9 protein-coding genes are annotated in these 14066 nt (G+C 58.3%); 5 read left to right on the top strand and 4 right to left on the bottom strand.

Annotated features, from left to right (window positions below; all coding sequences use genetic code 11):
- Nucleotides 1–271: 271 nt before the first annotated feature.
- Genes KGA81_RS24785 through mfd form a run of 3 tightly spaced genes read right to left on the bottom strand, consistent with a single transcriptional unit; the run spans nucleotide 272 to nucleotide 7010 of the window.
- The gene (locus KGA81_RS24785; RefSeq protein WP_223549382.1) at nucleotides 272–2965 is read right to left on the bottom strand and encodes a DEAD/DEAH box helicase; all 2694 of its coding nucleotides are present in this window, start codon (nucleotides 2963–2965) and stop codon (nucleotides 272–274) included.
- A gap of 6 nt (nucleotides 2966–2971) precedes the next feature.
- Nucleotides 2972–3550: a CsiV family protein gene (locus tag KGA81_RS24790; protein ID WP_223549385.1), complete on the bottom strand. Its 579-nt coding sequence runs from the start codon at nucleotides 3548–3550 to the stop codon at nucleotides 2972–2974.
- Nucleotides 3551–3560: 10 nt separating this feature from the next.
- The gene (gene mfd / locus KGA81_RS24795) at nucleotides 3561–7010 is read right to left on the bottom strand and encodes a transcription-repair coupling factor (RefSeq protein WP_223549387.1); all 3450 of its coding nucleotides are present in this window, start codon (nucleotides 7008–7010) and stop codon (nucleotides 3561–3563) included.
- Between the two features lie 363 nt (nucleotides 7011–7373).
- On the opposite strand from mfd, the gene KGA81_RS24800 reads away from it, so the two are divergent.
- The 3 genes from KGA81_RS24800 to KGA81_RS24810 all read left to right on the top strand — a co-directional run bounded on the left by KGA81_RS24800 (nucleotide 7374) and on the right by KGA81_RS24810 (nucleotide 10770).
- Nucleotides 7374–8837 (top strand): glyceraldehyde-3-phosphate dehydrogenase, encoded by a 1464-nt coding sequence (locus KGA81_RS24800; protein ID WP_223549389.1) that lies wholly within the window; start codon nucleotides 7374–7376, stop codon nucleotides 8835–8837.
- 216 nt (nucleotides 8838–9053) lie between these two features.
- Nucleotides 9054–9539, top strand: coding sequence for a hypothetical protein (locus KGA81_RS24805; RefSeq protein ID WP_223549391.1), 486 nt, complete (start codon nucleotides 9054–9056; stop codon nucleotides 9537–9539).
- A 115-nt stretch (nucleotides 9540–9654) separates the two neighbouring features.
- Nucleotides 9655–10770 carry a polymorphic toxin type 44 domain-containing protein gene (locus tag KGA81_RS24810; RefSeq protein ID WP_223549393.1) on the top strand — a complete coding sequence of 372 codons (1116 nt, stop codon included), beginning with the start codon at nucleotides 9655–9657 and terminating at the stop codon, nucleotides 10768–10770.
- 49 nt (nucleotides 10771–10819) lie between these two features.
- On the opposite strand, the gene KGA81_RS24815 is transcribed toward KGA81_RS24810, so the two are convergent.
- Nucleotides 10820–11155, bottom strand: coding sequence for a hypothetical protein (locus KGA81_RS24815; protein ID WP_223549394.1), 336 nt, complete (start codon nucleotides 11153–11155; stop codon nucleotides 10820–10822).
- Nucleotides 11156–11877: 722 nt separating this feature from the next.
- Between KGA81_RS24815 and KGA81_RS24820 the strand changes: the two genes are divergently transcribed.
- Both KGA81_RS24820 and KGA81_RS24825 read left to right on the top strand, forming a co-directional pair.
- Nucleotides 11878–12234, top strand: coding sequence for a hypothetical protein (locus KGA81_RS24820; protein WP_223549397.1), 357 nt, complete (start codon nucleotides 11878–11880; stop codon nucleotides 12232–12234).
- Nucleotides 12235–12842: 608 nt separating this feature from the next.
- Entirely contained in the window at nucleotides 12843–13865 is a 1023-nt protein-coding gene (locus KGA81_RS24825) for an FAD:protein FMN transferase (RefSeq protein WP_223549399.1), read from the top strand.
- Nucleotides 13866–14066: the final 201 nt, after the last annotated feature.

A 14066-nucleotide genomic window follows, 5' to 3' on the forward strand; every position in this document is an offset into this window, starting at 1 on the left:
GAAAACCTCAGCGCTTTTCGAGGTTTTCCGGCAGCGGCGCAAACAGCGCCTCGATATCATTGCTCTGCAGATTCCAGTCCCCGGCCTTGCGCCCATCCAGCACGCCGGCCGTGAGTCCTTCGCTGGCAAGCCAGCTCCTACAGGTTCAGTGGCGTTCGTTAACATTGTGTTTGGCGCCACAGGTTTGGTGGCGTGCGCAGAAGTTGTGTCCGACGCACTCACTGTAGGAGCTGGCTTGCCAGCGAAGAGGCCGGTTCAGGCGCCGAAGATCTCAACGCTTCTCGAGGTTTTCCGGCAGCGGTGCAAACAGCGCCTCGATATCATCGCTCTGCAGTTTCCAGTCCCCGGCCTTGCGCCCATCCAGCACGCCGGCCGCGAGGTCGGATTTTTCTTTTTGCAGGTGCTGAATCTTTTCTTCCACGGTGCCGCGCGCAATCAGTTTGTAAACGAACACCGGCTTCTCCTGGCCGATGCGATACGCGCGGTCGGTCGCCTGGTTTTCCGTCGCCGGGTTCCACCACGGGTCGTAATGAATCACCGTGTCCGCTTCGGTCAGGTTCAGGCCAACGCCACCGGCCTTCAGGCTGATCAGAAATATCTGACGTTTGCCGCTCTGGAATTCCTTCACCGGTGTGCGGCGGTCGCGGGTCTGGCCGGTCAGCAGGGCGTAGGCCACGCCGCGTTTGTTCAGTTCGTCTTCGATCAGCGACAGCATTGAAGTGAACTGCGAGAACAGCAGGATCCGCCGACCTTCCTCGAACAGTTCCTCGAGCATTTCCATCAGGCTGTCGAGCTTGCCTGACGTGCTGCCACGGCTTGGCAGGGTCGCCTCGTTGACCAGGCGCAAATCGCAGCACACCTGACGCAGCTTGAGCAGGGCTTCCAGAATGATGATCTGGCTGCGGGCCACGCCTTTGCGGGTGATCTCGTCGCGGACTTTCTTGTCCATGGCCAGGCGCATGGTTTCGTACACGTCCCGTTGGGCTTCGTTGAGTTCGACCCAGTGGATGATCTCGGTTTTCGGCGGCAACTCGGTGGCCACCTGTTCCTTGGTGCGGCGCAGCAGGAAAGGTCTGATCCGGCCGTTGAGGTGCTGGAGCCTGACCTCGCTGGTGCGTTTTTCAATCGGCACGCGGTAATCGCGGTTGAAGCTTTTGACGTCGCCCAGCCAGCCGGGCAAGAGGAAGTGAAACAGCGACCAGAGTTCACCGAGATGGTTTTCCAGCGGTGTGCCGCTCAGGCACAGGCGCTGCCGGGCGTTCAGTTCACGGGCTGCGTGGGCTGCCTTGCTGGCGGGGTTCTTGATGTATTGCGCTTCGTCCAGCACCAGTATGTGCAAGGGCTGCGTCGCCAGGCGTTCGACATCCTTGGGCAGTAGCGCATAGGTGGTCAGGATCAGATCGTAGTCGGCCAGCTTGTCGAAGTGCTTTTTGCGGTTGGCACCGTACAGCGCCAGCACCTTGAGCTGTGGCGTAAAGTGCGCCGCTTCATCGAGCCAGTTGGGGATCAGGCTGGTTGGCATCACGACCATGCACGGCCGATCGAGGCGGCCGGCGTTTTTCTCGCTCAGCACATGCGCCAGTGTCTGCAGGGTTTTGCCCAGGCCCATGTCGTCCGCGAGAATTCCACCCACTTCCAGCTGCCGCAGCGATTGCATCCAGCTCAGGCCTTCAAGCTGATACGGACGCAGTGTCGCATTCAAGCCTTCCGGGGCGGTGGCCGTGTGGTCCTTGATGTCGCGCAGGCGCTGGGCAAAGGTGCGGATCTGTTCGCCACCCTCCCAGAGCAGTGGCATGTCTTCCAGCGGGTTCAGGCGCGTGGCATCGGCCTTGCTCAGGCGCAGCGTGGTGTCGCCGGGCTCCTGCAGGTAGAACTCGCCGAGGGTGGCCAACACCGGCTTCAAGCGGCCGAAGGGCAGGGCGACTTGCAGCGGGCCGTGCTCTGAGTTCGGGCGATTGGGGATATTGACCAGGATCAGTTCGTCGTCGCGTCGTCGGGCCAGGCGTTCCGGGTTGAGGATCTCGGTGTGGGAGCGCATCAGGTTGAGCAGGATCGGCAACAGGCTCAGGCGTTCGCCGTTGACGATGATCCCCAGTTCCAGGTCGAACCAGTCGCGCTCCGGTGCCTGTTCAACCGTGGCGTACCAGTCGTCTACCGCCGTCAGGTCGAAACCGAAGTCCTCGTCGATCTGTAATTCCCAGCCCTGGGTGCGCAACTTCGGCAGTTCATTGAGGGTAAAGGTCAGCCAGGCGCTATCATTGACCATCTCGAACAGCTCGCCGGCACTTTCCGGCAGGGCCTTGCTTTGTCGGGTGGCGACTTTGAAACCGAGGATTCGCAGCTGTTCCCGGTAGGACTGTTCCACTTCCGGGTGGCGTTTTATCCGCAGCGTCTGGGTTTCCTGGCGTATCAGGATGTCGGAGTTTCTCTGTCCGCAAACGTACTCGTCCAGGTAACTGAAAGACAGTGCCGCCCGATGCTGTATGTACCGCTGCATTCGGCCGTTGCGCGGTTCGAACGCACTGAACTCGATGCTCGCCAGCCACAGGCGCGGGACGGGTTGCACATTGTCCACCAGCACTTGCGGCGGGGCTTTCGGGCTGCGGTTTTCCAGGACTGCCTGGAGTTTTTCCAGCAGTTCGGCGTCTTTGGCGGCGGCGGGGTAGTTGAGGGTTTCCTGCACTTGCAGGAGTACCGCTGCGCAATGTTTGCAGTTGTTGTGGACCGGGCACGAACAGGTGGCGTCGACCATCAGCAGCGTGCCTTTGGCTGACTCGCGCAGGCGAATGGTCTGACGGTAAACGTTACTGCCAGAGCCTTCGCAAGCGGCGATGATCGTGGCGTCGCCGGCCTCGACGATCCTGACACGGTTCTCCAGCGCGTAACGGCGACCACGCTCCAGGCTCTGTTCCTTGAATCGGCTGACCCAGGATGGTGCCAGGGGTTTGCTCAGGGTCGCGGACATAGGGAATCAGTCCGGAATTTCTTCGGGAGCAGCTCGGGGGGCGGGGGCTGTCAGCGAAGTGATCTTGATCAGCAGGCCGAGATGGCCATTGTCGAGGAAGTTCAGTTGGCCGTTCTTGGTGTGGCTTTCCTGTTTCAAGCGCTCGCTGGCGGTCACCATGCCATTGGCATCGATCTGATTGACCCAGAAATCGGCGTCGACGTCGGTAAAGCGTCCCAGCTTCATGCTCAGCGTGCCCTCGATCGGGAACTGACCATATTGCTCCTTGCCGTCGCTGATCGCCACTTTGCTGGCCGTTTCGCCGAGGGGCTGTTGCCAGGCCTTGTGCATCAACACCGTGTAGTCGGCGCTGCTGGTGAGCTTTTCCACTTCGCCATTCAGGCTTGGCGTACGCAGGTTGTCGGGGCTGACGGGTTGGGCGCCAGCGGCCCAGTCTTCCGGCGCGGCGCGGCTGACAATCGCCGGCACGGCGTTTTGACGGACCAGAATCATTTCGACCTGATACAGGTCATCGGCAAATGCCGTGGGTGCGACCAGCGCTGGAATGAGCAGGGTCAGCAGAGTCAGTGAGCGAAACAGGCGCATGCGGCGTCCTTCAAGCAGTTTTCGGAACGAGGCGCTCGAACAGCGCCTCTACAGTATTAAAGCGCTCTTCCGGGCGCTCCATCGGAACCATGAACTTGAACATCGTGGCGCCTTCGAATTTGTAGCGTTTTGGCTGACCCTGGATCAGCTTGATCAGGGTCAGCGGGTCGACCGGCGTCTGCGCGGCGAACTCGACGCGACCGCCTTGCGGGCCGCCATCGACTTTCTTGATGCCCAGTTGTTCGGCCTGCAATTTCAATGCAGTGATGCGGATCAGGTTCTTGGTCGGTTCCGGCAACAGACCGAAACGATCGATCATCTCCACTTGCAGATCCTTGAGGCCTTCCTCATCGGTGGCCGAAGCAATGCGCTTGTAGAGAATCAGGCGGGCGTGGACATCCGGCAGGTAGTCCTCGGGAATCAGCGCCGGAACCCGCAGGTTGACCTCCGGACCACCACCGAGCGGCTGATCGAGGTTTGGCTGCTCGCCCTTGCGGATCGACTTCACGGCGCGCTCGAGCATTTCCATGTACAGCGTGAAGCCGACCGCCTGGATCTGCCCGCTCTGACCGTCGCCGAGCAATTCGCCGGCGCCGCGGATTTCCAGGTCGTTGGTGGCGAGCACGAAGCCCGCGCCAAGGTCCTGGGTGTTGGCGATCGCTTCCAGGCGCTTTTCCGCGTCCGGGGTGATTTGCTGGCGCGGTGGCGTCAGCAGGTAAGCGTAGGCCTGGTGGTGGCTGCGTCCGACCCGGCCGCGCAACTGGTGCAACTGGGCCAGGCCGAACTTGTCGGCACGCTCGATGATGATGGTGTTGGCGCTCGGCACGTCGATGCCGGTCTCGATGATGGTCGAGGCGATCAGCACGTTGAAGCGCTTGTGGTAGAAGTCGCTCATTACCTGTTCGAGATCGCGTTCGCGCATCTGCCCGTGACCGATGCCGATCCGTGCTTCCGGTACCAGTTCGGCGAGGTCGGCGGCGCACTTCTCGATGGTCTTCACATCGTTGTGCAGGTAATAGACCTGGCCGCCACGCAGCAACTCACGCAGCAAGGCCTCTTTGACCGTGCTCTTGTTCTGCTCCATGACGAAGGTGCGTACCGACAGGCGACGGGCCGGCGGCGTGGCGATGATCGACAGGTCGCGCATGCCCGACACCGCCATGTTCAGCGTGCGCGGAATCGGCGTGGCGGTCAGGGTCAGGATGTCGACTTCACTGCGCAGGGCCTTCAGTTGTTCTTTTTGGCGTACGCCGAAACGGTGTTCCTCATCGATGATCACAAGGCCGAGGTTTTTGATCTTCACGTCGTCCTGCAACAGCTTGTGTGTGCCGATGACGATGTCGATCTTGCCTTCGGCCAGGTCCGCGACCGCCGCATTCACTTCCTTGGCCGACTTGAAGCGGCTCATCACTTCCACGGTCACCGGCCAGTCGGCGAAGCGGTCTCGGAAGCTGTTGTAGTGCTGCTGGGCGAGCAGGGTGGTCGGCACCAGGATCGCCACCTGGCGACCGCCGTGGACTGCGATGAACGCCGCGCGCATCGCCACTTCGGTCTTGCCGAAGCCGACGTCGCCGCACACCAGGCGATCCATCGGCTTGGGCGCGAGCATGTCCTCGCGCACCGCTTCGATGGTGGTTTGCTGGTCCGGGGTTTCTTCGAACGGGAAACCGGCGCTGAAGGTGGCGTAGTCGGCTTTCGGATCGGCAAATGCGTAGCCTTCGCGGGCGGCGCGGCGGGCATAGATGTCGAGCAGCTCGGCGGCCACGTCACGCACCTGTTCGGCGGCTTTGCGCTTGGCTTTCTGCCAGGTCTCGGAGCCGAGACGGTGCAGCGGGGCCAGCGCGTCGTCGCTGCCGGTGTAACGGGCGATCAAATGCAGGTTGGCCACCGGCACATAAAGCTTGGCACCCTCGGCGTATTCCAGGGCGAGAAATTCGGCGGCCTGGTTGTCGATCTCCAGCGTGGCGAGACCGAGGTAGCGACCGACACCGTGGTCGATGTGCACCACCGGCGCACCTTCGCGCAGTTCGGTGAGGTTCTTGATGACGGCATCGTTGTTGGCATCGGCGCGTTTTTCGCGGCGTCGGCGTTGCATCACGCGCTGGCCGAACAACGGGCTTTCGGCGACGAGGGCCAGGGCCGGGTCGTCGAGCAGCATGCCTTCGTCGAGCGGTGCGATGGTAATCGCCAGGCGTTCCTTGCCGGCGACAAAGTCCGGCCAGCTATCGACGGTCTTCGGTCGCAGCTTCAGGCGTTCCAGCAGTTCCAGCAGCACCTCGCGGCGGCCTGCGGATTCGGCGGTGAACAGCACGCGACCGGGGAACTGGTCGAGGAACCCGGCCAGTGCCGCCATTGGCTGAGTGGCCTTGGCTTCGATGGCCAGGTTCGGCAGTTCTTGCGCGGGGAAGCGCTCGCGACCGCTACCGCTTTCCACGTCCTGTTGACTGACCACCACGCGCGGCCAGTTCTTCAGGCGCGCGAAGCAGTCTTCCACCGGCAGGAACAGTTCTGCTGGCGGTAATAAAGGCCGGGAGGGGTCGACGCGGCGTTCTTCATAGCGATTGCGCACGTCGTTCCAGAAGTTTTCCGCGGCTTGCTCGATACCCGGCAGGGAAAACACTTGGGTGTCCTGGGGCAGGTAATCGAACAGCGTCGAGGTTTCTTCGAAGAACAGCGGCAGGTAGTACTCGATACCGGCCGGGGTAATCCCGCTGCTCAAGTCCTGGAAAATCGGGCAGCGGCGGAAGTCGACGTCAAAACGCTCACGAAAGCGCGCCTTGAAACGGGTGACCGCTTCTTTCTGCAACGGAAACTCTTTGGCCGGCAACAGCTTGACCGATTCGACCTTGTCGATGGAGCGCTGGTTCTCCGGGTCGAAGGTGCGCAGGGTTTCGATTTCGTCGTCGAACAGATCGATGCGATACGGCAGCTTGCTGCCCATCGGGAACAGATCGATCAGCGATCCGCGAACGGTGAACTCGCCGTGCTCATACACCGTATCGACGTAGCGATAGCCCGTGGCTTCAAGGCGGGTACGCATTTGCTCGACGTCGAGCTTCTGACCGATATCCAGCACCAGGCTGCTGCCGAGCAGGAATTTGGTCGGCGCGAGGCGATGCAGGGCGGTCGTGATCGGCACCACCAGCACGCCATGGCTCAGTTCCGGCAGCCGGTAGAGGCTGGCGATGCGCTGGGAAATGATGTCCTGGTGCGGCGAGAACAGGTCGTAGGGCAGGGTTTCCCAGTCGGGAAAGTGCAATACGGGCAAATCCGGGGCGAAGAAACCCAGCTCCTGTTCCAGCCGTTCGGCACTTTGGCTGTCGGCGGTCAGCAGCAGGGTAAAGCGCTTGGCAGCGCTGGCGGCCTCGGCGATGGCCAGGCTCAGGGCGGCACCGGGCAGGTTGCCCCAGTGCTGTTTACCTGCCGCGGCAGGGAGAAGCGGTAGACGCAGAACGGGCACGGAAGGTTGAGCTCCAAGCGTTGCGACAAAGTCGGTAATTGTAGCGGTCTACGATGCCGCCTGTCAGTTGCTGACTGCGTCTAAAGCATGGGTTTGGTGAAATGTAGTGGTAAAGACAAAATTCGGCGGATTTTTGCCGGAAATTGCTGGATATGTAGTGACAAAAACAACGAGTGTTACGGAGGGTTACGGATAACGAAGCGTGACCTCCAAAAAATTGACTACGCTGCAAGCCCCGGTTTTATTGGGCTGGCGCGAAGCGTAAGTTTTTTGAACGACGAATTGTTACGTAAAGCACGACGGGCGCGCATTGCTACCGCGGTCACTCGGCGGCATAATGTAGCCCCTTTTTTCTGCCCCTACATGTGGAAGGTTCCCGTGACTCAGAAGCCCGACCAGTGTCTTGGTGAATGGATCGACCGTGAAGCACTCGCAGAAGCGATGATTCCGCTTATCGGTCAGCTCTACCGCAATAACAACGTGGTGAGCTCGATCTATGGCCGCAGCCTGATCAATCGTTCAGTCATTGCGATTCTCAAAGCTCACCGCTTTGCTCGTCACCGTCAGTCCGACGAAAGCGAGCTGTCCGTCCACGAAACATTCCCGCTGATCAAGGCGATGAGCGAGCTCAAGCTCGGTGCCGCTTCGGTGGACCTGGGCAAGCTGGCGGCCAAATTCAAGGCCGAAGGCAATGGCCGTACTGCCGAGCAGTTCGTCCGTGAAGAACTGGCCGACGTGGTTGGCCAGCAAAACGCTTCGGCCCGCAAAGGCACCGACGTTGTCCTCTACGGCTTCGGTCGTATCGGCCGTCTGCTGGCGCGCATCCTGATCGAGAAAACCGGTGGTGGCGACGGCCTGCGCCTGCGCGCCATCGTGGTCCGCAAGGGCGCCGAGAACGACCTGGTCAAGCGCGCCAGCCTGCTGCGCCGCGACTCGGTCCATGGTCCGTTCGATGGCACCATCACCATCGATGAAGCCAACAACACCATCACCGCCAACGGCAACCTGATCCAGGTGATCTACGCCAAGAGCCCGGCCGAAGTCGACTACACCCAGTACGGCATCGAAAACGCTCTGATCGTCGACAACACCGGTGTATGGCGTGACGCCGACGGCCTGGGCCAGCACCTGGCCTGCCCGGGCGCTGCCCGCGTGATCCTCACCGCACCTGGCAAGGGCGCGCTGAAGAACATCGTGCACGGTATCAACCACGGCGACATCAGCCCTGACGACAAGATCATCTCGGCGGCTTCCTGCACCACCAACGCCATCGTGCCGGTGCTCAAGGCAGTCAACGACAAGTACGGCATCATCAACGGCCACGTCGAAACCGTTCACTCGTTCACCAACGACCAGAACCTGATCGACAACTTCCACAAGGGCAGCCGTCGTGGCCGCGCCGCGCCGCTGAACATGGTCATCACCGAGACCGGTGCCGCCACCGCAGCCGCCAAGGCGCTGCCAGTGCTCAAGGGTAAGCTGACCGGCAACGCGATTCGCGTGCCTACGCCGAACGTGTCGATGGCCATCCTGAACCTGAACCTGGAAAAGGCCACCACTCGCGAAGAGATCAACGAGTACCTGCGCCAGATGGCCATGCACTCGGACCTGCACAAGCAGATCGACTACGTGAGCTCCCAGGAAGTGGTTTCCACCGACTTCGTTGGCTCGCGCCACGCAGGCGTAGTGGACGCGGAAGCGACCATCACCCAGGATAACCGCGTTGTTCTGTACGTCTGGTACGACAACGAGTTCGGTTACAGCTGCCAGGTGGTTCGCGTGATGGAAGACATGGCCGGTGTAAACCCGCCAGCATTCCCGCGCTAAGCCTTTAGCGGCACATGAAGCGCCCCGACTTTGGTTGGGGCGTTTTTGTTTGTGCGCTCCGCAATAAATACGCTTTAGAAGCAATCCTGTAGGAAAAGGATCGTTTCTTTTGGCGAAATTTCTGAATCATTCTTTTGACCCTGCCGTGAGGGTCGCGACGCTGTTAGCGTCCGCCGCATTATTTCTGAACACCCTTCCAGGGATAAGGATTTTGAAATGAATGCACCCTTGCAGCCTTTGTATACCAACGATGTTTCTCCAGAGTATCTGCGCAGTCTGGACAATCCACACTTCACCGAGCAGCAAATTGCGCAATTCCATGAGCACGCCCAGGTGGTTGTGCGTCAACAGCAGGCTTATATCGACACTCATCCTGCTATCGCCATCTTCCGGTGCGCAACCGAGGGCAGCCACACCCGTAACGGCGGGGTGATCCAGCAAGGGACAGGGCCGCTGGAGTTCAAGTTGGAAAATGGACGCTCGGTGCGCGTAGCGCGCAAAGGCGACTACGTCCTGTATGCCGATGGCAGTACGGCGCAAATCATCACCGGCGCAGGGCTAGACAACAATGATGTGGCGCTGGTCGGCAGCGTGCTCAGCAATGGCGACGAAATCATCAATACACCGCAAGGCGGCTACGTGTTTATTGCGCGCGAAGGTGTGTCGATGGGCGAGGATTTTTTGCCATCGGTCGCGGACTGAGTGGCGAAGTCTGGCGCTGTCCAAAGCTGTCTCAGTGCTGCGTTGCTTAAATGCTCACGCAGCTGATGGTCGAAAACTTTCTGGACTCGGCCGGAAGTAACGGAGAAAAAACTCAATGAAAGAAGGACATTTCATCGGTCTGAATGACCGAACCACCTGTGGTGGCAAAGTTCTGGATGGTGACACCCGGATCATGATGTATGGCGTTGCCCACGCCTGCGATGGTGATCGGGTCACCTGTGGAAAAGACGGGAAGACCTATCGGATCGTCGGTGGCATTTCGCACATGATCAGTCATGGAAAGCTCATGGCTGGTACGCTGGACAGTTACAGCAACTGCCCCTGTAAAGCTCGGCTGATCCCCACCGTAATGACGGCCACGTATCAAAGCAACGCAAGCCCTGTGCAGCCGGCCGCGAGGGCTGCAGGCTCACCGGCGGCCCCGGCTGAAAACAGCTTTACAGCCAGGCCTCAGGTGGTTGATCTGAAGCTGGCAGATAAAATCTCTGCACCACCCGCCGACTTTGGTGGAAGCGAAGCCTGTAACCATCCAGACCAGATGGAAGAGCTTGCCAGCTACATCGCAGGTGAGATGAACAGGAACATCAAGCATCCGTCCGTGTTGAAAATGAAAGAGCTGATGAGCTACGACAGCAGTGCGGAAGCCAGGAAATTTCGGGCGTTACCCTGGTACGCCAGGCTGGCTGGACCACCAAATTTCAACGGAATTGCATGGACGAAGAAGCTTGAGGCGATGGCGATCTGGACGAAGCAGGTGGGTCAAAATATGGAGTGGGATCACAAGCCGAAGCTGGAAGCGATGTATGACGGTGTCGTTCGGCACAAGCAAGGGAAGTACGAGTACTACTACGATATCTGGTCGAATATTCACTATGGGTATGTTGGTATTGCAGGTGGGCTTTCAGAAAGTGTGCTGCTGGATGGAGCAGGGGCTGAGCAGGTTGTCTCGGATTCCATGCGTAAGGTTGAAGAGTTACTAACAAAGCCAAAAGAAGAAAGAAAGCTCCTAGGCCCTCGTCCTACAGACAGTCCTTGGACGAAGTTGCGATCATGGGATGATGTAGCTGATAGAGTATCGATCAGCATCGGCATCAAGCTCGCCAACCATTACCCTAATGGCGGGATAACCGCGCAGATCATTATGAATGAAGTGTTGGGAATTGCTCCAAAAAATTGGGGGGAAGGAGTCCGTGTCCACGTCTGTAAATAAACCAAGATCACGTTACATTAAGTGGCTATGGATTCCGTTGCTACCGCTATTACTGCCCCTGCTGGTGCTTTTGCTGATTGTCCTCTGGCGAATTATTGTGCTGCCTACCGCAATCGTCCATTACTCCAAGAACGGCGTTGACGAACTGCGGTTCATCTGGAATGTGCAACACCGGATTTACAAAGGACGCCTCCCTCCAGGCAGCAGCACACGGGATCATGGGTTCTTGTTTCCAGATGAGAAGTTTTTCATGGAGATCTCTTGGTGGAACGATAAAGATCTCCGACACTGCGTAAATATCACCCCGACATGGTCCAATACGCACGTCTACCTCGATGCCAATGGCGATATTGATCACAGCGAAGGCAGCGGTACGGATTCGCATCGACTAAAACAATGCATCACTGATACAGCGAGCCCATGAAGAGCCAAGGGATCAAAGCGACATGCAATGCGATTCTGGGAGATGGAGTTCGTGTCCATTCCAGTAAAAAAACCTAGGTCGCGTTACATTCGGTGGCTATGGATCCCGCTGTTACCGCTACTGCTTCCGTTGCTCGCGCTACTGCCAATAGTGCTATGGAATATTTTTGTATTACCTACTGCCACCGTCCATTACTCCACGGATGCCGTACAAGAACTGCGATACATATGGAACGTCCAGGACCGGATATATAGGGGGCGAATGCTTCCGGGAGGCGCCGTTATCGATCATGGGTTTCTATTTCCGGATGCTGAGTTCTTCATGGAGTTTTCTTGGGGGAGTGAGAAAGGCCGTTTGCACTGCATCAGCATTAAACCTAAGTGGCCAAATACGCATATATTCCTCGACTCCGACGGCAATATTGATATGCAGGAGGGGAGCGGTACTGACGTGGATCAGTTGAAGGAGTGCCAGTGGGACTTGGCGAAACCTTAATGTGTGCCATAGTTGATGACCAGTATCGGTGTGAGGTGGGGCAAGTAATACCCACAGAGCGGGATATCCATGGGTGATCGTGAATAAGGTGTCGGCAATTATTTTATAAAGCTGAGGGGATGGAGATCGTGTCCACACCTGTGCGTAAAATAGGTCCAAGGTATAGAAGGTGGTTGTGGATTCCATTTGTGTATCTGGCCATTAGCTACTGGGATATTGCACTTCCGACCGTAACCATTCACTACTCCGAAAATGGAAGGGAGGAACTCAGGTATATCTGGAATGTCCAGCACCGGATATACAAGGGCGGGATGCAACCCGGCGGAGGTACGGTCGATAATGGTTTTTTGTTTCCGGATGATAATTTTTTTATGGAAATCTCCTGGTGGAGCAAAAATGTTCGTGCCCACTGCGTCAACATAACTCCGAAGTGGCCTAATACGGATATCTATCTTGATGCCAATGGTGATATTGATCTCAGCGAAGGCAGCGGCACAGATTCGGATCGACTAAAACAATGCGTCACCGATACCGCGACTCCATGAAAAGACCCCATCCGCAGCCGTTGCTGTTCGATCAAGTATTTAGTAAGAGCGAGCTTGCTCCAGGCGGTGTTTTGATGATGGAGCCAAGAACGCTGCGTTGAATCAGTAAACGAGCGTTATCGTTGACGACCATCGCGGGCAAGCCCGCTCCCACAGGGTTATCAGGTGTACGCAACATCTGCGGGTATCCAAAAAACATTGTGGGAGCGAGCTTGCTCGCGATAGCGGTCTGACAGGAATATCAATGTTGAATGTGATGGCCTCATCGCGGGCAAGCCCGCTCCCACAGGGTTATCAGGTGTACGCAACATCTGCGGGTATCCAAAATCAATGTGGGAGCGAGCTTGCTCGCGATAGCGGTCTGGCAGAAATATCAATGTTGAATGTGATGGCCTCATCGCGGGCAAGCCCGCTCCCACAGGGATTGGTGGTGTTTGCGCGGTCGTGATTACGCCAGCCATCCAATGTGGGAGCGAGCTTGCTCGCGATAGCGGTCTGACAGAAATATCGATGTTGAATGTGATGGCCTCATCGCGAGCAAGCTCGCTCCCACAGTTTCTATCGCATAATGGCGAGCCTCGCTGGTGTGTCAGGAGGTTCTTCAGGGGATGCAGGATTTGTTGATCTGGCGGATAGGGTGCTTTGTGTTGATTGTCCTGTTGTCTGGTTGCGGCAGCAGTGACTCCCTCGAAAGCTTCGGCGGTCCGACCATGGGCAGCACCTATTCGATCAAGTACGTGCGGCACGCCGGTCTTCCCGCGCCGGCAGACGTGCGCGTCGAAGTCGAAAAGATCCTCGCTGAAGTCGATCGGCAAATGTCGACCTACCGCAGCGACTCGGATATCGAGCGCTTCAATGCATTACCAGCCAACCGCTGTCAGGCAATGCCGGCGTCGATTCTCGAACTGGTCCGCGTGGGCGAGCAGCTGTCAGTGCAAAGCGAAGGTTCCTACGATCTGACGGTGGAGCCGTTGCTCAATCTCTGGGGATTTGGTCCGCAGGCTCGCGGGGAAAAAGTCCCGGCTGCCGAAGCGCTCGCCGAAGCCCGCAAGCGCGTCGGCCATGAACACTTGCGCATCGATGGCGACCGGTTGTGCAAGGACGCCGCTGTCGAGGTCGACTTCAACAGCATCGCCGCCGGTTTCACCGTTGACACGATTGCTGCAAAGATCGAGGAAAAAGGCATCCACGATTACCTCGTTGAAGTCACCGGAGAACTCAAGGCTGCTGGCAAGAAGCCCGACGGCTCGCCATGGCGCATCGCCCTGGAGGAACCTCGGGATGACCGGCAGGTGGCCGAGCGGGTCATTGTTGTCGACGGTTATGGCCTGTCCACTTCCGGCGACTATCGTAATTACTTCGAACAGGACGGCCAGCGCTTTTCCCACACCTTCGATGCGCACACCGCCGCGCCGGTCTCTCACAAACTGGCATCGGTCACGGTGATTCATCCTTCGGCGTTGATGGCCGATGGCTTATCGACGCTGTTGCTGATTCTCGGTCCTGCGCGCGGTTGGGACTACGCAGAAAAACACGATATCGGCGCATTTTTTGTGATGCGTGCCGATACAGGTTTCGTCACACGCAGCAATCACGCTTTTGAACGCCTCAGTGGCCAGAAAACCGAGTGATTGTGGCGATTCGAGCATTGAAAACTGGCGTTGTGGAGCAGGCAAAAGTAGCCTACGACGCGACCAAGGGTTAATGTGCGCGGCGTTGACGCTTCTATAGACTGTGTCCGGGTTCTGCACTGGCCCCAAATTGTTCCTTCATGCCACGCATTGGCGTGATTTAGCCGCAGGTGCCGAGGGTGCCGCGGCCTGTTCTGAGGA

The sequence above is a fragment of the Pseudomonas sp. A-B-19 genome (assembly GCF_019947515.1).
Taxonomy (GTDB): domain Bacteria; phylum Pseudomonadota; class Gammaproteobacteria; order Pseudomonadales; family Pseudomonadaceae; genus Aquipseudomonas.